General features: G+C 67.7%; 18 protein-coding genes. 8 read left to right on the plus strand and 10 right to left on the minus strand.

Translation table 11 applies throughout. The features are described from left to right. Window positions 1-23: 23 nt before the first annotated feature. The 3 genes from IEY68_RS33630 to mobC form a co-directional block, all read right to left on the minus strand. The gene (locus tag IEY68_RS33630) at window positions 24-800 is read right to left on the minus strand and encodes a hypothetical protein (RefSeq protein WP_063000674.1); all 777 of its coding nucleotides are present in this window, start codon (window positions 798-800) and stop codon (window positions 24-26) included. A 536-nt stretch (window positions 801-1,336) separates the two neighbouring features. Further along, complete coding sequence (locus IEY68_RS33635; protein ID WP_063000617.1) at window positions 1,337-3,166, minus strand: relaxase/mobilization nuclease domain-containing protein; 1,830 nt, start codon at window positions 3,164-3,166, stop codon at window positions 1,337-1,339. A 6-nt stretch (window positions 3,167-3,172) separates the two neighbouring features. Further along, the gene (gene mobC / locus IEY68_RS33640; RefSeq protein WP_063000619.1) at window positions 3,173-3,589 is read right to left on the minus strand and encodes a plasmid mobilization relaxosome protein MobC; all 417 of its coding nucleotides are present in this window, start codon (window positions 3,587-3,589) and stop codon (window positions 3,173-3,175) included. Between the two features lie 285 nt (window positions 3,590-3,874). Between mobC and IEY68_RS33645 the strand changes: the two genes are divergently transcribed. After that, window positions 3,875-4,111 (plus strand): hypothetical protein, encoded by a 237-nt coding sequence (locus IEY68_RS33645; RefSeq protein ID WP_063000621.1) that lies wholly within the window; start codon window positions 3,875-3,877, stop codon window positions 4,109-4,111. A gap of 72 nt (window positions 4,112-4,183) precedes the next feature. Here the strand turns inward: IEY68_RS33645 and IEY68_RS33650 are convergent, their stop codons facing one another. The 3 genes from IEY68_RS33650 to IEY68_RS33660 form a co-directional block, all read right to left on the minus strand. Beyond that, window positions 4,184-4,690 (minus strand): DUF4326 domain-containing protein, encoded by a 507-nt coding sequence (locus IEY68_RS33650; RefSeq protein ID WP_063000623.1) that lies wholly within the window; start codon window positions 4,688-4,690, stop codon window positions 4,184-4,186. Between the two features lie 63 nt (window positions 4,691-4,753). Then, window positions 4,754-6,058 carry a hypothetical protein gene (locus IEY68_RS36620; protein ID WP_063000625.1) on the minus strand — a complete coding sequence of 435 codons (1,305 nt, stop codon included), beginning with the start codon at window positions 6,056-6,058 and terminating at the stop codon, window positions 4,754-4,756. Beyond that, window positions 6,055-7,257, minus strand: coding sequence for a coiled-coil domain-containing protein (locus tag IEY68_RS33660; RefSeq protein WP_189094650.1), 1,203 nt, complete (start codon window positions 7,255-7,257; stop codon window positions 6,055-6,057). The genes IEY68_RS36620 and IEY68_RS33660 overlap by 4 nt, the downstream gene beginning before the upstream one ends. Before the next feature lie 323 nt (window positions 7,258-7,580). Here IEY68_RS33660 and IEY68_RS33665 point away from each other — a divergent pair, with 323 nt between their 5' ends. Then, the gene (locus IEY68_RS33665) at window positions 7,581-8,396 is read left to right on the plus strand and encodes a ParA family protein (RefSeq protein ID WP_189094651.1); all 816 of its coding nucleotides are present in this window, start codon (window positions 7,581-7,583) and stop codon (window positions 8,394-8,396) included. After that, complete coding sequence (locus tag IEY68_RS33670) at window positions 8,393-8,824, plus strand: hypothetical protein (RefSeq protein WP_063000633.1); 432 nt, start codon at window positions 8,393-8,395, stop codon at window positions 8,822-8,824. The genes IEY68_RS33665 and IEY68_RS33670 overlap by 4 nt, the downstream gene beginning before the upstream one ends. 24 nt (window positions 8,825-8,848) lie before the next feature. Here the strand turns inward: IEY68_RS33670 and IEY68_RS33675 are convergent, their stop codons facing one another. From IEY68_RS33675 to IEY68_RS33690, 4 genes are all read right to left on the minus strand, one after another. Next, window positions 8,849-9,955, minus strand: coding sequence for a hypothetical protein (locus tag IEY68_RS33675; protein WP_063000635.1), 1,107 nt, complete (start codon window positions 9,953-9,955; stop codon window positions 8,849-8,851). Between the two features lie 708 nt (window positions 9,956-10,663). Continuing rightward, window positions 10,664-11,254 carry a cysteine hydrolase family protein gene (locus tag IEY68_RS33680; protein ID WP_229719197.1) on the minus strand — a complete coding sequence of 197 codons (591 nt, stop codon included), beginning with the start codon at window positions 11,252-11,254 and terminating at the stop codon, window positions 10,664-10,666. Next, entirely contained in the window at window positions 11,251-12,153 is a 903-nt protein-coding gene (locus IEY68_RS33685; protein ID WP_229719198.1) for a hypothetical protein, read from the minus strand. The genes IEY68_RS33680 and IEY68_RS33685 overlap by 4 nt, the downstream gene beginning before the upstream one ends. 236 nt (window positions 12,154-12,389) lie before the next feature. Beyond that, window positions 12,390-12,797, minus strand: coding sequence for a GntR family transcriptional regulator (locus tag IEY68_RS33690; RefSeq protein WP_063000641.1), 408 nt, complete (start codon window positions 12,795-12,797; stop codon window positions 12,390-12,392). Between the two features lie 262 nt (window positions 12,798-13,059). On the opposite strand from IEY68_RS33690, the gene IEY68_RS36625 reads away from it, so the two are divergent. The 5 genes from IEY68_RS36625 to IEY68_RS33715 are packed head-to-tail and all read left to right on the plus strand — an operon-like array spanning window position 13,060 to window position 15,878. Further along, window positions 13,060-13,233 (plus strand): hypothetical protein, encoded by a 174-nt coding sequence (locus IEY68_RS36625; RefSeq protein WP_229719199.1) that lies wholly within the window; start codon window positions 13,060-13,062, stop codon window positions 13,231-13,233. Continuing rightward, complete coding sequence (locus IEY68_RS33700) at window positions 13,233-13,541, plus strand: hypothetical protein (RefSeq protein ID WP_063000645.1); 309 nt, start codon at window positions 13,233-13,235, stop codon at window positions 13,539-13,541. Before IEY68_RS36625 ends, IEY68_RS33700 begins: the two co-directional genes overlap by 1 nt. After that, window positions 13,541-13,774, plus strand: a complete 234-nt coding sequence (locus tag IEY68_RS33705) for a hypothetical protein (RefSeq protein ID WP_063000647.1) — start codon at window positions 13,541-13,543, stop codon at window positions 13,772-13,774. The genes IEY68_RS33700 and IEY68_RS33705 overlap by 1 nt, the downstream gene beginning before the upstream one ends. Beyond that, window positions 13,771-14,091: a WhiB family transcriptional regulator gene (locus tag IEY68_RS33710; RefSeq protein ID WP_063000649.1), complete on the plus strand. Its 321-nt coding sequence runs from the start codon at window positions 13,771-13,773 to the stop codon at window positions 14,089-14,091. Before IEY68_RS33705 ends, IEY68_RS33710 begins: the two co-directional genes overlap by 4 nt. Beyond that, window positions 14,091-15,878, plus strand: a complete 1,788-nt coding sequence (locus IEY68_RS33715) for a type IV secretory system conjugative DNA transfer family protein (protein ID WP_063000651.1) — start codon at window positions 14,091-14,093, stop codon at window positions 15,876-15,878. The genes IEY68_RS33710 and IEY68_RS33715 overlap by 1 nt, the downstream gene beginning before the upstream one ends. The last annotated feature ends 4 nt before the right edge of the window (window positions 15,879-15,882 follow it).

Genomic DNA, 15,882 nt, shown 5'->3' on the forward strand with positions numbered 1-15,882 from the left:
GCACCGACTTCCGGGCGCGACCGCTACAACACCACGGGCTCAAGGCGGCTGTCATTCTCCTTGAGGAACTCGGTGTTGAGGTAGTAGACCTTCCGGATGCGAAGGTCGGTCGACCACCTGTCGGGTGCAGCCCGGGTGGTCTCGCTCCTGGCAAGCCCGAGTTCCTCGAGTTCCCTCACACCCCGCTGCCACGTGTCGTCCTTGATGAGGAAGCGAGCTCGGTCGGTGGTGGACACGTGGGCCCCCTCATGGTCCTTTTTGCCGGCGAGGACGAGCCGAAGGCAGAGATAGACGAACAGGCCACGAGCGGAAATAACGTTGATCCAGCCTCGGGACCAGAACTCGAGGGGGATGGTGATGTACGGCGCTCGTTTCGGGCCATCGGGATGTACAACGGTGATCGCGTACCCGCGACCGCGGTCGAGGGTACGGGTGACCCAGCCCTTTCCTTCGGGCCCACCGGCTCCAAGCGCTTTCATCGCCCGTCTGACCCGCCGAGTCCCCGCCCCGGCGATCGGATCGGCGGGGTTCAGCTCCTCGTATCCGAGAAGTTCCGCCCAGTAGTGATCTGGCACGACGCGACGGAGTTTGTGGGGTTCGGCGGCGGTCAGCATCACCAAGGTCAGATATATCTTCAACGCGACTTCCCCCTGAAGGAACAGGGAGGACAAGGGAGTCGACGTGTCACCGGGGTCCTGGATACGGGCGAACTCCTCAGGTAGCTGCACAGTGGATCGGCGACCCGATCGCTTAACCGCCTCCGCCAGTTGCTCCTTGGCCGTTACCGTCACTCGCCCCATCGCGCCTCCCATAGCAATTTGGCATGACCGTTTGAGCGGCCTCAGCGGTACTCCGGGGGTCATGGAGTCAAGTAGTCAAGGCCTCGTCGCGTTCATGCAGTTAGACCCCGGATTTTAGACCGCTGATATGGTTCCGACAAACTGGTTAAATGGGTTTCCAGTGCGCCAGTAAGGTGGCTTCAGGGTGCCAGTATGGTGTCTAGCACCCGCTCCAGTAGCACCTCGGGCACTCTTGATGGCGAGGGTGGGAGACGGAATGATCAGGGGGAGGGCGGATTCCGGACGGGTAGCGCCCTCTCCCCTGTAACCCACTCCTCAGAAAGGAGGTTTCGCTCGTGAAGCGTGGCGTACGAATCACGATCAAATGGACCCGCGGGTCCATCTCGATCACGCTCGAACCTCACTAGCTGAGGGGAACCCTTGCCGGTGCAACGGCGCGGGCTCCCCTCAGTGTGCATAGGCACCGATCGCGGGTGCAACCCCACGGGGCCAGCCGAAATATCGTCTGGCCCCGTCTTCGGCTCCGAACCCCAGGGTCAGCGATCGAAGTCACGGTCGCTCTGCTGCTCCGGCCGGGGACGCGGCCGCCCGCGCACGCCGCCCGCCCGCTGTCCGACCACGCTCGACTTCGTCGGCCGAGGCGCGGTTTTCCGGTCGCTGGCCTTGCGGGTGATGTGCCCGAACTCGTCGACCGCGTCGTAGCCGCTCCGGCCCGCCAGCGCGGACCTTCGGGCCTGCCATGCCTGACTGGCCAGGGCGAGTTCGGGTTCGATCTCACCGGCCGGGCCCCGGTCGACCATCGCGTTGGCCCGCATGGCCGAAACCCACGCCGGTGAGCCGTCGCTGCGGTCGTACTCCCGCTTCGGATCGATTCCGGCGCGGCGCATGTGGATCTCGGTCAGGCTCTGGCGCGCTTTGAACGCCATCGCCGCCGCCAACCGCTCCTTATCGCCCGCCGCCAGTGTTTCCTGCACGGCGAGCAGGCAATCGGTCAACGCGTACAGCAGTGCCGCGTTCGCGGTGACCGGGGACTGCGTCGCCCACAACCACCGCGATATCTGCCGCAACCCCCGCTCCCGCTCGCGCTGCGGCCCGGTCGGGATCCGCAGCCGCCGCTGAGACGCCGGCTGGTCACCGGCGCGTCCGAGCTGGCGGGCCAGCTGATGCACCGGGCCCGGGGAGCGTTCGGTGTTCACCGACAACGCCGCGAACATCCCCGAGGCCTGCGACGCCGCACGGCACCACTCGTCACGATCGGCGGCGGGGATGGTGCGGGCATGGGCGCTGAACCGCGCCAGCTCGTCGATCACCCGCCGCTCGTCCAGCTCCGAACCGATCTTCGGCCGCCCGAACTGATCCACGCCCTTGCGCCACTCGGCCAGCGCTTCCGACTGCGCCTGCGGCGACTGATCCCACCCGGCCCAGTGCCGCAGCGCGGGCAAGGTCAGGTCCTTGGCCAGATACCCGCCGCTGAACGACAACGCCTTTTCCAGCTTCCCGTCGGCGTTGCGCTGCGGCCGCATCTCCACCTTGTAGCCACCGATGACCTCTTGCCCGCCTTTCTCCCAGCGGGGGCGCGGCAGGATCCCGACCGCGCGCAGTTCCCGCAGCCACTCCGCTTCGCTGCCCGCGGCGGCCGCGACCGCGCGCACCCGCCGCTCCATCGCCTCACGGTCGGTCTCCGGCGCACCGACGCGTTCCTGGCGGGCCCGCTCGGCCGGGGTGGTGGCACGCTCGGTACCGCCCTCCTCCCGCGACGCCAGCACCTGCAACCCGTACTTGTGCTCCAGCCGGTTACACGCCCGCTGCGCCCGGACATGGTCGCGGTACAGGCTCGCGCACGACCCATCCGAGCGCACCACCGCCATCGCGATATGGATGTGATCGCCACCGCCGGCGTTGAGGCCGTGGTGGATCGCCGACCACCGGTTATCGGGCACCCCGTCATCGCGGTGCGCGAACCCCATCTCGGCCATGAAGTCATGCGCGATCGCACGCCAGGTCTCGTCACTGAGCGTGCCCTCCTCCGGCGCCAGACTCAACGAGCAGTGCCACGTGTTCTGATCGCTGGTGGCCTCCGCGATCGCCTCCGCCCGCGGGAGCCCCCGATCCATCAGCACCTGGGCCTTCGCCCGGTCCACCGCCGGAACCGGCGCACCGCGCAGGATCAGCTGCCGCGGGGAATCCAGCAGCCGCGCAAGCTCGGCCGCCTGCATCGTCGACAACGGCCGGCCGCCGTAGATCGCCTCCACCACCACATCCCCGGCGATCACCCGCTGATCGCGGTGCTCGTTCGCCCGGCCCTTCCCGGCCAGGTACACCAGCAGGTTGGACATGTAGCTGCCCTTTTTGATGTTCGGCATCATCGCCGGTCACCGCCCCGCGTGATCGGCCTCGGCCCACTCACTGCCCAACGCGAGATCCTCATCGACATCGACCGAGGTGGCCGTCGTCGCCGGGTTCAACCCCATCACCCACCGCGCCGCCGACTCCAATCCGAGCGAGGCCCGGGTGCTGGCGTGCAGCGCGTCCAGCAGACGCGCGACCAGCTCCTCCGGGAACGCCGGGGCGTCCTTGTGCTGGTGGGCATACCGCGTGAGCTGGTTCAGGTTGTTTCGCTCGCGCCGGACCTGCTCGTCGACCTCCAGCAGACCCATCACCGCGTGCGCGCGGCCGGCCTCCACCTGGCCCTCCGACTTCGCCGACTCCACCAGCAGTCGCGGCACGCTCACTCCCGCCTTGGCTGCCGCGTCGGTGAACTCCGCGTACTCGGCTTCGGTGAGCGACACCTTGATCCGATGTGGTCGACCGCCATCGACATTCGACTGGCGAATCCGCTTCGCGGCCGCCCGCCGGCTTCGCGACTCCCCTGCCACCGCAACCCTCCTCCGGCTCAGCGCAGCGCCACCCCGTCCCCGGGGTGAGGCCACTTGTGGCCCATAACCACTAGCTCGCTGCGATCGTTCTCACCTACCAGGGTACCGGAGCAGTACGGCGCGTGAGGACATTCGGATCGGGACCACATCAAGGAAATTCGGCTCCGCCGGCGGACGGCTGTCGCTACGGTTCCGGGCATGGGGATGCACGCAGAACTCGCCGCGGATCTCGCGGCACGGGCGGGGCGGGAGCTGCAGGCCGCGCTCGATTCGACGACCGATCTACCCGGTGACGGCGGGTGGCTGAGCTACAGCAGCGGACGGGAGGCCGCCGACAGGGTGATGTGGCAGCGGGTCACCGCATTACAGACCCAGGCCCAGATCCACGCGACACTCGCACTGGGCGAGGTCAACCAAGAGAAGCGGGCCGGGTAGGTTCGGACACGCGAAGGACCTGGCGTTTAACGGCCGCCAGGTCCTTCGCTCTGTCGAGATATTGCGTTGTGGTCAGGCGTTCGCCCGGTGCAACAGCACGTCTGCGTGGCAGGGCAATCCCGGCTCGCACGGGCAGCACAGGTCGCGGCCGCGCAGGTTTGGCAGGTGCGCGAGGACCCAACGCCGGTCGAATCGACGACTCCGCTGTTCGATGACGTCCGGTCCTTCGCCGTCGAGCCATTGAACGTAGCGCCGAACGGCCGCAGCGTGCTGTTCGGTCGGGCTCCCAGGCTGGTTGCCGACCGTATGCGGGTTACCGAACCGGGAGGTGCGATCGACGATCACGCCCGTGGCCGGCCGCCGCCATCCGCGTACCCGGCGCCGCTGAACACGGACCGGTGTTCGCTGCTGGGAACCGGCTCGCCCGGGTGAGCGGTGAGCCCTCGCCGAGTGTTCGGTGGGCGTGAGGGTGGCTGTTCGGTGTTCGGTTCCGCTCGCCTGGGTGAACGGGCGCTGTTCGCTGTTCACCGGCGACTGTTCACCGCTGGCGCCTGTTCGGTGTTCGGTGTTCGCTGTCATCGGAGAAGCCTCCTGTTCGTTCCGAGTGTTCGGTGTTCACCGGCGGGGTGTTCGGTGAACAGGTCATGCGCCCTCGTTCTCGCGTTCGCTGCGGACCATGTGGGCCAGAGCGGCACCGAGGCCGACCACGACGACGGGCAGGCAGCTCACGAACGTGGTGATCCACCAGGGTGCGCCGAGAACGACGCGCTCGGCGATCTGGCCGGACGCGGCCGCGGCAGCGGCAGCGACCGCCTGGGCGGCGGACCGCTCGTCGGCTTGCGCCTGTTCCAGCAGGTGGTAGGCGATTTGGCCGGCCGCGCCCAGCAGCAACGCGCCGATGGATGACCATTTCGCGAACGAGACGGTGGAGTCGTTGCGGCAGCGCCCGGACAGCCAGACATACATCGCGTACGCGGCGTAGGCCTCCACGCCGATGGGCAGGGTGATCGCGGAGTTGATGACGAAGCTGTCCGCGATGCCGGGCAGCGGCCGGACCTCACCGAATCCGGTCATCTCGCCCAGGCCGACCCAGCCGCTCCATACCGCGACGAAGGCAGCCATCGCCATCAGCAGCACCGGCCACACCACCAGCGGCGCGGCAGGCTTGCGCTCCTCCGCCGGCGCGTCCGCCTCCGGTACAACCGGATCGGTGCGGGCAGGCTCGTCCTCGTCGCCTTCGGCCCGCATCTCGATATCCGGCGCGGTGTTCACCGGTTCCGCGGTGCGGTGTTCGGCCGGGGCCAGTTGCGGAGCGCCGAACATCGGTGGCGCGGCCGGAGGACTCACCTGTTCACCGCCGCTCGTCCGCTGTTCGGTGTTCACGGGAACGGCAGTGTGTTCGCTGTTCGCCGCGACCTGTTCGCCGGTGGGGTGTTCGTTCACCGTCGGGGTGTTCACCGGTTCCAGGCCCACCTGTTCGCTGTTCGCTGTTCGCTCGGGCTGTTCGCTGCCGTAGTCGTGTTCGGTGTTCACCGCGGTGGTGACCGCTGCCGGGAGGTCGGGCAGGTCGGCTCTCTCCGGCTGTTCGGTGTTCACCGGCTCGTGTTCGCTGTTCGCTTCGGGGGTGTGCCCATCGGTTGCTGTGGTCTTCTCTGCGCGTTCGGCGTCGAGTCCGGCGATGACCTCGGCGGTGAGCGCCTGCAGGTCGCCGGTGTTCACCATGCCGTTCTGCTTGCGCCAGGCGGTGGCCTCGGTGGCGGCCAGGGTGCGTCCGGCGTCGATGCCGTAGTGGCGCAGCCAGTTCTGAACCGCGCCGCCGGTCGGCGAGGGCAGCTGGGAGCAGGCGTAGCGGACCTGGTCGCGTTTGGTGTTCAGCGACATCAGCGCGGCCCGGTGGTCGTGAGCGCGGTGGGTGCGCGTCGGCGGCTGGTGGTCGGTGGTGGTCACTGGGGGGCACCTTTCGTTCGGGCGATCTCGGATTCGAGTCGGGAGTTGGCGGATTCGGCGGTGGACAGGGCCTGACGCAGGGCGTTGACCTGGGCAGCGGTGGATTCGTGGATGCGGGCGACCTCGGCGGCGTGGTCGCTGCGCTGCTGCTCGCGATCCTCGCGGGCCTCGGCACGGACCGCGGCGATATCTCGGCGGGCCTGTGCGAGTTCTTCGCGGTGTGCAGCCTGGGTGTCGACCAGTTCACGGCGCATCCGCTCGGTTTCGGCGCGGGCATCGGCGGCCGCCTGCTCGGCGCCGGCGCGCTCCGATATCGCCGCGTTGCGGTCGACGGTCGCCTGCTGCAGCTGCTCGACGGCCCGGTCGACGCGAGCCTGAGCATCGGATCGTGCCTGCTCGATGCGATCCTCGGCCTCGGCCGTCACCGTCCGGATCCGTTCCTGGGCTGCGGTTTCGGTGTCGGCGATGCGCTGCTCAGCTGCGGCGAGCGCGGTGTCGCGGTCTGCGCGGGCTTCGGCCGCGTCCTGGCGGGCCTGTTCGGCGTCGGCGCGAGCGGCCGCTACCTGCTCGTCACGGTCGGCGATGGCCTCGTCACGGGCAGCGAGTGCGTCTTCGGCGGCGCCTTCGGCCAGCGTCTTGTCTTCCAGAGCGCGGTCACGTTCCCGGCGGGCGATGATGGCGTCCTGTTCGGCGTCGGCGGCGCGAGCTGCGGCGGCGTCACTCTCGGCCTGGGCTTCTGCGCGGATGCGGGCCACCTCCGCGACGGCGGCGTCAGGATCCCCCGCGGTCGCCACGACGTCGGTGACCCGATCGAGCAGCTGACCCATCTGCTCGCGGTGTGAGGTCGTGGTCATCTCGATCTCGGCCAGCAGTTCACGCAGGGAGGCGCGCGAACTCGTCACCGGTCGCGGTGGTGGGCCGGTCCTGCGGGGCGCCTGCCCGGCGGCCTCCAGTTCGAGTTCCCGGCGCCGTTGGAACGCGGTGGCCCGGTCGTGGCGCCGGCGCACCCCATCCGGATCGACCCTTTCCTCACCGCAGTACTCCGATGGGCGGCCACGGCCCCGCCGGGCCGGAGCCTCCATCGCATGCCCGGCGGGCACGAAGGGATCGTCCGGGTTCTCCGGGTCGTAGCCGACTGGGAACTTGCAAACGTGCTGCTCAACGCCGGTCTCGCCGGGGTTGTTCTCTGGTTGCGTCACCTCTCGATTCTACCATATTCGTTTATGTTTTATGTATATTTGTTTTCGTAAAAACGTTTTAACACAACGTAACTCTTTTCGCGCGCTCTCGGGTACGCGCGTGCTCGCGTGCTCGAGCCCGCGCGCTCACATGCGCGCACACGCGAGGGCGCGTGATCCCGCGACCGCGAGAGCGCGCTACCGGGCGCCCGCACCACCGCGCGATCCCGCGACTGCGAGAGCGCGGCCGCGCCCATGCGGGAGCGGGCGATCTCGCGCGCATTCCGCTCGCGCGTCCGCGCGCCCTCTCGCGATGGGAGCCGGAGTGTGCCAAGGTGCGGGGTATGAGCGGTAAAGCCCGGATCGTCGCGTTCGCAAACCAAAAAGGGGGAGTGGGCAAGTCCACGACGACGATGTGCACGGCCCGGGCCGCGGCCGTCTACCACGGTGCGCGAGTGCTGGTGGTGGACATGGACCCCCAGGGCAACGTGAGTTCGTCGCTGGTCCGGGAGCCGATCCCCTCCGATGAGGTCACTCTCGCTGACGCGCTGACTCCCGGGACCGGGATCTCGCTGCGCGACGTGATCCGCCCGACCGTGTGGGGCGGGGTGGACCTCGCGCCTGCGCGGGCAACGCTGTCGGTCGCCGACCGGGCGCTGATGGCCGCCGAATTCGGGCGCGAGCACAAACTGCGCGAGCAGCTGGCCCCGGAACTCGACAACTACGACCTGGTCCTGATCGACAACCCACCGACACTGCTTGGTCAGCTGCTGACCAACTCGCTGACGGCCGCCAACGCCGCGGTGCTGGTGACCGAGGCGTCGCAGTGGTCCGGCGATGGGCTGGCGTTGCTGGGCAAGACGATCAACGGAATCCGCAGCTACCACAACCAGCAGCTGGAGATCACCGGTGTGGTCGTGAACCAGTGGCGGGACACGAATTTCAGCCGGGCGGCCGAGACAGAAATCGCCGAGGGCATCGCGCGGCACTTCCCGGGCGTCCCGATCTGGCTGGACTGGCGGATCCCCCAGTGGGTCGATATCGCCGAAGCGGTCGAGAACGGCCTGGCGCTCGACGAGTCCAAGAAGTCCAAGCTCCGCGTGCTCTCCCAGGACGTGTTCCGGCCGATGGCCGCCGCCCTACTCAAGGTGCCCGCATGACCAGCCCGGAACCACAAACGCGGAAGAAGTCCGCACTCAGCGAGGACGACATGTGGACCGCACCCGCGGTCCCGCCGGCGGCACCCGGACCTGCACCGGTGCCCACCCCTGCTCCCGCGCCGCCCGTGGCGAATCCACCTACTCGGCCCGCCGCGCCGGCGGCCGCCGAGCAAGGACAGGTACGCGATCTGGACGAGGCCCGCGGCCGCAACCGGGTCCGCAGCGCGATATTCGCCTGGGCCGCCGCCGAACGCAAAGCCGTCCTGCGCCTGCAGGAGTGCGGTACCGAGATCGACGCGGCGCTCCAGCGCGGCACCGACCCGGCCGTTCTGCACGCCTTCGCCGCCGAGGCATGCCAGCGGCACGGCGTCGAGCTGGACATGCTGCCCGAGCGATTCCAGGCTGCGATCGGTGTACCGGCGGAGTAGCCCGTCCAGACCACCCTTGTGTGGTCACCCGGTCCAGTGCTGCCGAGCCCGTTCCTGCAGAGCGATGCGCTCGCCGGAACGCGCACGAGAGGTCGAGCTGATCGAGTGCTGCCCTGCTGCGGCCGCCACCGCCAGCGCGGCCCGCCGGCCGGGGGAGTCGGGACCAGCCGGAACCGCGGCCATCGCCTCGGCGCGGCGCTGGTCGGCCTCCTGCCGGATCTGTTCGCGGCGTTCCCGTTCGATTTGGTCCTCGCGGGCCCGGTCGTGGGCAGCCGGGGGAGCGGCGATGTCGGTGAACTTCAGCAGCCAGGCCAGGTAGGCGTGCGGGTTGGTGGGTGTGGTGAGGATGCGCTGGCCGGAGCGGTGCACGTCCTCCATCGCCTCGAACACGTCGTCGGCGTGCCAGCCGCCGAGCGCGTACGGGGTCAGGACGCCCGCCAGGCCCTTGACCCCTAGTCGGCGTAGCCAGCCGGGGAAACGTTCGTCCTCGCGCGTTCTGGCGGCCAGCAATAGGGCTTCCTGGGCGTAGCTGCGGCTATTCTTGGTGCGCCCCTTCCTGTCCGGGTCGCGCGGAGCGCGTCGTTTCCTCACGTTCTTTTCTGTAGTAACCACGCTGGTACTGGAGATAGAAACGGAACCCCCCCTTCGGGGCGGAGGGGCGCCAAAGACCTGGTTACGAATGGATTCGACAGCCGAGTTATCCACAGCGTGTGCATAACCGGGGGAGTCGATGAGGGCAGCGACGGCGGTCCAGCCGCGGTGGCGGTCCTCGCGTGCCCAGGACTCCAGGCGTTCGAGCTTCGTGCGCTGTCGCCCGCGGAACACGACCTGGCGTAGGTCGAGGATCTTGGCGAGTTCCCGGCAGCGCTGGACGGTGCGCCGGCTGCGCGTGATCGCCTTGATGAGGTGGCGTACCGACGGGCGGCAGTTGCGGCCGGTGGCGGTGTCAGCGCAGCCGGACTCGGCGATCGCCCAGGCTTCGAAGGTGTCCCGTGATACCGAGGGTGCGCGCAGGGTGGCGCGCAGGTCGCGGTACATCAGGTCGTACAGCGCAAGGGACAGCGCGACCCACCGTTCGCGGGACAGCCAGCACGAAGGAACGTCGGCGTAGACGTCCTCCGACAGCTCCAAACGGAGCGGGGGAGGGGCGAAGAGCGCCGCCACCGGCGCGTGGCTTAGGCGGTACGCCCGGGGCTTGTCCTGGCGACTTCTCGCCTGGTCAGCGCGGCTGTGCGGAATGTCATTACAAAGTCGGGTGTGTTCACGCCCGGGAGAATCTGGGCGTGCGTTACCCTGAGATCTGTCGTGCAAGACATGATCCTTTAAGGGTCGCTTTCGCGGAGCCTCCGACCTGCAACGTCGGGGGCTTTCCGCTTTTATGAGGTTGTCTGGCGCGGGTCAGGGCCCGCCGGCGTTATCCCGCCAGTGGCAACTCCTGCTGGTTCGTCTTCTCGGGTTTCCGTTTGCGGCCCTTTTTCGGCCGAGCCCGCCGCGGCACATGTCGCGGCTTGTTGAGCTCCAGGACGAGGTCGGGTCGATCAACGTGGAGGGCCATTACGTCCGCCACGTACTGAGACATGGACATCCGGTTTTCTTCGGCGAGCAAGCGCACAGCCTCGAATACTTCGAGCGCCAGGCGTGGGCCAACCTGGGCTCGCTCTCCCTTAGGTAGCTGAGCCATGCGCGACAGCCTTCCATGTCCAAACTGTTAACGCCTTCCGACACGCCGGTTTTGGTTTCCCACGAAAATTGTGAGTTCCGGCCAGGTTCCGCATTGGCCTTACGAACTCGCGCAGGCATTGACCCGTTGAGTTACCAATGTGCATGTAGAACGGTGAATTAGAGCTTGGGGGAAGCGGCAGCTGCACGTTCGGTCAGCAACTCCTGGACTCGCGGGGAGTCAATCACCTGGTTGGCGCCGACCAACCGCGAGATGTGCAGTAGCGCTGACTCGTGGATTTCGGCAGCGCGGTGTCGGGTTGCGTTGGAGGCTACGGCGTCTCGGACGATCCAGGGTGTGTACCCGAACTCGAAGGCATCGAGCGCCGTCTTCAGAACGCAGGCGTCGGTGGCGATTCCACAGATGACGAGGTCAGTTACGTCGAGGCTGTGCAGCAGGTCGAGACCTTCGGGGGTGAGTGCGGTGTAGACCGTCTTGTCGAGAAGGTGCGATCCAGGCGCGCTGGCCAGCTCCGCGAGTTCGTCAACGACGTCCGTTTCGGGTGGGCCGTACAGCGCCTTCCAGCCGATCAGGCGCTCCCACGGGCTGTTGGTGTAGTTCCAGTACCGGGTGTACACCGTCGGACGGGCGGCCTCGGCCCAGCGCGTTGCGAGGTCGACGATCACCGGGACCGCGTGGGCTGAGAACTCGTTGACGAACCCGTTCTGGACGTCGACAACGAGCAGCGCTGCTTTGTCCAAGTCGATCATTGGCCGGCCTCCTTCAGTGCCTCCATGGCGAGTTCAAGCTGGGACGGCAGGCCGCTGGAGGTGACGACCGCTTCCCTCATCTGCTGGTACTGTCCGGTTTCCTGCGGTCGAGGGTTGAACAGCAGCAGCCGCATCGCCCGGAGGAAGCGACCACCGTGTTCCGGCGAGATATCGGGGTCTACGCCAGTTTCGATCTGCTCGTTGATGTAGGCGGTGAACGCCCAGATAGCCTGCACTCCGATTTCGAACTGGACCAGGTCGTTCTCGGCGATACCGCGGAGCGGGTCGTGTGGGTGGTAGACCACTCCTGACCAGCTCGCCCACGCGCTGGAAACGCCGGGGCTGCCGAAACTGCGCATTTCAGGCGGGTGGTATCCCGCACCGAGCAGGTCGTGTTCGGTGCGTTCGCTGGCAGCTTGAGCGGTTGGAGTGACCTCACGGTCGACGAGGACCCGAGGAGCGCAAATCAGCCGCAGTCCGGTGTCGAGGGTCTGACCGGCCCACGGGGCGGCGTAGACCCAGTAGGTGCTGAGAACGTATGAGGCGGTGATCTCCGTACCTGCTGCTTCGGTCAGGTACTGCCCGGCCCACTGGAGGTTCTCCGGATAGGACTGGTACCGCCAGTAGGCGAGCGAGGTGACGTCGGGCAGGTCGAGATCTTCCAGCAAATGGATGATGGCTGTTCCGAAGGGAAATAACGACACTGAACAGTGGTCGCCGATTTCGGGGATGGGCCCGATCCAGCAGGGGGTCCGGCCCAGGTACCCGGTTACGCGTTCCAACTCCAGGCTGTCGACCAGCTGCTGAACGCGGGCGTGTCCGACGTGCGCAGCAATGAACTTGTGTGAACGAACCCCGAGAGTGCTGGAGTTCGTCGGGGCCAGGGCAGTGATAGCCATCAGCACATCTCCAGGAGGAGTTGCCCTGTTCTCCCAGGAGGTGACATGCCCTGGCTGGATGTTACGACCAAGCAGATCGCTCAGTGCCGCGGCGAATTCGACGGGGGACATACCAGCAGAAGCCCTGGCCATCGAGACGCGGCCGCGAGCGAGGACAGCGTAGTCAGGGTGGTAGCTGGACCTGCGGGTGTGCAGTCCCGTGACGGTTCCACCCGACGTGGGCAGACGACGGACGTTCACATCGCCTCCCGCGAGGTGGCGTCTGTCGTGTTCGGCGCGGACGGATAGGCGAGACCGAGGTTAGAAAACACTTCCATCATCAGCGCTTCCAGCTGCTCGATGCGGGCGCACATGCCCTCCAGCTGCTCGACGCGGGCCCGCAGCTGAGCGACCTCGTCGCCCTCAGCCTCTTCCGCTTGCGCCGGCGACGGCGTTTGAACGAATGACCCAACGCCGTGGAAGGTCTCGACCAGGCCTTCGTTCTGCAGCTCGGTAATCGCTCTTGCGACGGTATTGAGCGCAGCACCCCACTGCTCCATCAGCTGGGCCTTAGTCGGCAGCTGGTCGCCGGGCGCGTAGTCGCCGCTGCTGATCCTGGCCCGGATGTCATCAGCAATCAGGGCGTATCGCGGTTTGCTCACCATCTAAGAGTAAGTCTCCTTGAGTCACTTAAGTCAATCACCTTCGCGCATTGACTCTATCAACTCTGTTTGATTCAATCAGATAGACCGTTGGTTGAGCGAAGGAGGAGTCCTCATGGCGATAAGGCGTGAGGGACAGTGGTTGACCGCAGAGAGGTCCGCCCACTGCGCGTATGAAGTTGCGCCAGGCCGTTTTCGGATCACGCTGTGGCCGGGTGTCCGGGTTTCGGCACGCGCGGCTGTAGCTGGCCTGACGATCGCGGAGTTGTCCGCCAGGTGGGGCCGGGGGCTGTGGTTCGACACCCCGAACACTCGAATGGCTTGGCGGATGATCGAACTCCAGGCGCAGACGCTCGGGCTGGACGCCTTGGACGCGGTGCTCCGCTGCCAGGCCGGAGAGGTCCCCGCCGACGCGGCGGCGCTGGGGGTGCGTGCGTGATGCAGATCCCTACTGTTTGGACACGCGAGACCTGGCGCCGGGCAGCTAATCCGACGATCCCGGCGGTCATCGAGCGGGACGGGCACCTGGTCAGCGAGGCCACCGCACATCATGCGGATTACGTAGGCCTGGACCGCTGGCATGTTTCTTACCTGCCGGGGCGGCAGCTGACCCGCACGCAGGCGCGGGCTGCGATGAAGATCGCGATCGCTCCGGAGCGGCTGGAGGTCGAGCGGTGGGCGGGCCTGCTGGGTCTGACCGCTGCGGAAGCCCGCGGTTTCGCAGCGATGCCAGCGGAGGTGGCGTGATGTCCCGCGAGCGCCATTTCGATATCTACGTGCCGGTCGGGCCGGGTGCCGGGGTCGGTGTTGTCGGGTCGATTTTCGCCCTGCTGGGTGGGGTCGTCGTGTTCGCCGTGATCGTGTGCGCGGCCGTGTCCTGCGCCGATTTCGGTGAGGGCGCCCAGATCCCCGAGTCCAGTTGTGAGCCGTTCTGCGCCGTTACCAGCGCGGCTCACCCGGCGGGGGAGGTCGCGCGATGAGTGACCCCGCTGCCCGGAAGGACCGGGCCTGCAACAACGTCGCGCAGGACGTGTTCTTCCCGTCCGCGCAGCAGCCCAAGGCCGTCGCCCGGGCGCAGGGGATCTGTGCCCGGTGCCCAGTGCTGGCCGAATGCGCGGCCTGGGCAGCGCCGCTGGTGGCGCGCAAAGACCTGGAGGACTGCGTGATCGCCGCGGTGCATGTGCCGCCCCGGCGCAAGTCCTTCGACGAGTTCGAGAAGACAGCCGCGGTGCTGCGCGGCATCTCCCGCCGGATCTCAGCGACCCGGACCCATGACTTTACGAAGGGAGCTGCGTGATGGATCGCAGCGTGCGACAGCCCGGGACCGGGCTGAACGAGTGGAAAGAGCTGATCGCGGTCGGTGCGGCCGGGACGGTGGGCCTGAGTACCTACGCGAGCTTGGAACTGGGCGAGATCCTCTACGGTGGCCCGGATCAGGCGGTCCCGGTGAACCCGATCAGCCTGGCGCTGAACCTGGTCACCGGCGATGTGGCGTGGACGGGTGCGGCGACCGGCGGCGCGGTGACGCTGCTGGTCGGTGCGGGCGCTGTGGCGGCGGGGTGCCGCAAGTGCGCGGTCGTGGCGGGCCGGTTGCGGACCCGCAAGGAAACCGTCGATGAGCGCGCGAAGTACATGGCCCGCGGCAAAGAGCTGCGCGGGTTGTCCCGTAAGGCCGTGGCCGCGACGGCGGCGCGGCTGAATGTGCAGCTGGCCGACGACGATGAGCCGGGTGTGCTGATCGGGCGGTCGGTGGTCGGGAACAAGCCGCTGTATGGCTCCTACGAGGACCTGCACCTCGATATCTGGGGTCCGCGGTCGGGTAAGACGACCTCGCGGGTGATCCCGGCGGTGATGGACGCCCCCGGCGCGGTGGTCGTGACCAGCAACAAGCGGGACGTGGTCGATGCGACCGAGGGTCCGCGCTCGACCCGTAACCGCAACACCCACGTGTTCGACCCGCAGGGCGTGGTCGGCAAGGAGCCGACCTGGTTCTGGGATCCGGTGGCGTGGGTCCTGGGCGAGGAGGGTGGCGCCGGTGCGCAGGAGCGCGCGGCGGAGCTGGCCGGGCATTTCGCGGCCGGTGGAGAGGCCTCGTCCAAGGACGCGTTCTTCGACCCGGAAGGGGAGGACCTGCTGGCGGGTCTGTTCCTGGCGGCCGCGCTGGCGAAGAAGCCGATCACGGCGGCGTTCGAGTGGGTGACCCGGTCGCATGACGACGAGCCGGTGCACATCCTGACCCAGCACGGGTTTTCGATGGTCGCGGCCGCGCTGTCGGACCAGTACACCGCCCCCGAAAAGCAGCGGTCCGGCGTGTTCTCGACCGCGAAGAAGATGGCCGCCTGCTTGAAATATGAGCGGATCCGGCCGTGGGTGACACCGCCGGCCAAGGGTGAGCGGCCGCGGACGTCGTTCGATGTGGCCCAGTTCGTCACCTCCCGGGACACCTTGTATCCGCTGTCGAAGGAGGGCACCGGGTCTGCGGGACCGCTGATCACCGCGTTGTGCGCGGCGGTCGCCGATGCCGCGGAGAAGGAGGGTGTGCGTCACGGTGGCCGGCTGCCGGTGCCGTTGACGATGATCCTCGACGAGGCCGCCAACATCGTGAAATGGGCGCAGCTGCCCAAGCAGTACTCGCATTTCGGTTCCCGCGGGATGGTCGTGATGACGATCCTGCAGAGCTGGGCGCAGGGGGAGCGCTGCTGGGGTCACGACGGGATGCGGGCGCTGTGGTCGGCCGCGAATGTCAAGGTCTTGGGCGCCGGTCTCGATGACGCGGGGTTCCTGCGCGACCGCGCCGAGATCATCGGCGATCACTACGAGCGCACCGTGTCGTCCTCGCGCAGCAACGGCGGGCGCTCCTACTCCATCTCCCGGACCACCGAAAAGACGCTGACCCCCAGCGATCTGGCGGCGCTGCCCAAGGGCCGCATCGTCGTGTCGGTGTCGGGGCATCGCCCCACGTTGGCGGTCGCGGTGCCGTGGATGGACCGCGCCTACGCCTCCCAGGTCGACAAGGCGATACGGGCCCGCGGTTTCGGCGAGACCCCCCTGCATCTGGTTCCCCCCACCGAAGAAGGCGAGTAGAGCC

Origin of the sequence: Nocardia jinanensis, assembly GCF_014645735.1 — a bacterium.
In the GTDB taxonomy this organism is placed as follows: domain Bacteria; phylum Actinomycetota; class Actinomycetes; order Mycobacteriales; family Mycobacteriaceae; genus Nocardia; species Nocardia jinanensis.

Excerpts from the sequence above, each read along its gene's own strand:
- IEY68_RS33630 (WP_063000674.1), bottom strand. The coding sequence starts at position 800 with ATGGGGCGAGTGACGGTAACGGCCAAGGAGCAACTGGCGGAGGCGGTT.
- IEY68_RS33635 (WP_063000617.1), bottom strand. The coding sequence starts at position 3,166 with ATGATGCCGAACATCAAAAAGGGCAGCTACATGTCCAACCTGCTGGTG.
- IEY68_RS33645 (WP_063000621.1), top strand. The coding sequence starts at position 3,875 with ATGGGGATGCACGCAGAACTCGCCGCGGATCTCGCGGCACGGGCGGGG.
- IEY68_RS33650 (WP_063000623.1), bottom strand. The coding sequence starts at position 4,690 with ATGACAGCGAACACCGAACACCGAACAGGCGCCAGCGGTGAACAGTCG.
- IEY68_RS33665 (WP_189094651.1), top strand. The coding sequence starts at position 7,581 with ATGAGCGGTAAAGCCCGGATCGTCGCGTTCGCAAACCAAAAAGGGGGA.
- IEY68_RS33670 (WP_063000633.1), top strand. The coding sequence starts at position 8,393 with ATGACCAGCCCGGAACCACAAACGCGGAAGAAGTCCGCACTCAGCGAG.
- IEY68_RS33680 (WP_229719197.1), bottom strand. The coding sequence starts at position 11,254 with ATGATCGACTTGGACAAAGCAGCGCTGCTCGTTGTCGACGTCCAGAAC.
- IEY68_RS33685 (WP_229719198.1), bottom strand. The coding sequence starts at position 12,153 with ATGGCTATCACTGCCCTGGCCCCGACGAACTCCAGCACTCTCGGGGTT.
- IEY68_RS33690 (WP_063000641.1), bottom strand. The coding sequence starts at position 12,797 with ATGGTGAGCAAACCGCGATACGCCCTGATTGCTGATGACATCCGGGCC.
- IEY68_RS33700 (WP_063000645.1), top strand. The coding sequence starts at position 13,233 with ATGCAGATCCCTACTGTTTGGACACGCGAGACCTGGCGCCGGGCAGCT.
- IEY68_RS33705 (WP_063000647.1), top strand. The coding sequence starts at position 13,541 with ATGTCCCGCGAGCGCCATTTCGATATCTACGTGCCGGTCGGGCCGGGT.
- IEY68_RS33710 (WP_063000649.1), top strand. The coding sequence starts at position 13,771 with ATGAGTGACCCCGCTGCCCGGAAGGACCGGGCCTGCAACAACGTCGCG.
- IEY68_RS33715 (WP_063000651.1), top strand. The coding sequence starts at position 14,091 with ATGGATCGCAGCGTGCGACAGCCCGGGACCGGGCTGAACGAGTGGAAA.